This window comes from Pseudomonas sp. AU12215 (assembly GCF_001675465.2).
Taxonomy (GTDB): Bacteria; Pseudomonadota; Gammaproteobacteria; order Pseudomonadales; family Pseudomonadaceae; genus Pseudomonas; species Pseudomonas nitroreducens.
The window spans coordinates 1-1510 of the sequence record NZ_MACM02000175.1; the positions used below are offsets into that span (position 1 = coordinate 1).

A 1510-nucleotide genomic window follows, 5' to 3' on the forward strand; every position below is an offset into this window, starting at 1 on the left:
CGGCGAAGCCGCCTTTACCGTCGCTGACGCGGACGGTGAAGCTGTCCGGGCCGTTGTAGTCCTTGGCCGGCGTGTAGGTGTAGTCGCCGGTGGTGGCATTCACCGTCACGCTGCCGTGGGCCGGTGTGGCACCGGCTTTCACGGCGTAGCTGAGGGTGTCGCCATCGACGTCGCTGGCGACGATCTTGCCGGTCAGCGGGGTGTCTTCGGCAGTGCTCTGGTTCTGGTTGGCACTGGTCGGCGCATCGTTCACCGGGTACACGGTGACGTTGAGGTCGACGGTGCGGGTCGCCGCATCGTTGTTGCTGCTTTCGGTCGCCGTGGCGCTGACTTCCAGCTTGATGGTGCCGTTGAAGTCGGCCGGCGGCGTCAGGGTCAGGGTGTCGAGGTTCCAGCCCTTGAGGTCGACGCTGCTGTGGGTAGCGTCGGCGGTGAAGCTGTTCTTGCCGTCGCTCAGGGTGGCGCCGACCGGGATCTTGCCGATGCTGATCGACAGGGTCTCGGAGCCGTCGGTATCGACCAGCGAAGCCTTGATCTTCGACAGGTTGATCGCGCTGTCTTCGTTGCCTTCGTTGAGGCCGAACACCTTGTAGTGGCTCTGGCCGCTGCTGCCGGTCAGGTCGGTCAGGCGCTCGCCGCCCGCGGTCAGCTCACTGGTGTCGTGGTAGACCTGCGCGCTGCCGGTGCCCAGTACCTGCGCGGCGCTGCCATTGTCGGAGATGCTCAGGGTGTAGTTGCCCGGGCCACTCTGGTTGTGCTGGTAGAGCGCGATAGGGTAGTAGCCGCTCTCGGTCGGGGTGAAGGTGCCGCTGAATTTGCCGCTGCTGCCGCCCCAGGTGGCCTCGGCGACGGTGCTGCCGCCGATCACCAGGCGCACGCTGTCATCGCCCACGCCGGTGAAGGTGTAGGTGTGGCCGGCTTCGAGGAAGATCAGGCCACTGACCTTGGTGGCGGTGCCGGCGGTGACGTCGGTGTTGCGCACGCTGTCGGTGGAGCCGTGGGTGGTCGGAGTGCCGGCTGCGTCGATCTTCGCCTGCAGGTCGGCCGGCGATGCGCCGTTGCCGCCATTGCCCAGGGCCAGGCCGGTCCAGGTGTCCACGGTCAGGCCGGTGGCTTTCGGGTGGCTGCTGCTGCCGTCCAGGCTCAGGTTCGGCTTGTCCGCCACGGCCTCGATGCTCACCGCCACGGTGGAGGTGGACGTGCCGCCTTTGCCATCGCTGATGGTGTAGGTGATGGTGTCGGAGCCGCTGAAGTTCTCCTTCGGCGTGTAGCTCAGGCTGCCGTCCTGGTTGATCACCACGGTGCCGTTGCCGGCGCTGGCGCCGGTGACGATCAGGGCGTCGTGTTCGGCATCGGTGTCGTTGCCCAGAACGTCGATGCGGATCGCGGTGTCTTCGTTGGTGTGCGCGATGTCCGGCACGGCAACCGGGTTGTCGTTGGTGCCGGTGACGGTGATGGTGATGGTCTGCGGATCGCTCAGCGCGCCATTGTTGTCCTTCGCCTGGTAGGT

General features: G+C 66.4%; 1 protein-coding gene. It reads right to left on the reverse strand.

The window, feature by feature from the left end:
• A partial coding sequence (locus A9513_RS29565; RefSeq protein WP_141678547.1) for a tandem-95 repeat protein occupies positions 1-1510 on the reverse strand: 1510 nt, incomplete at both ends.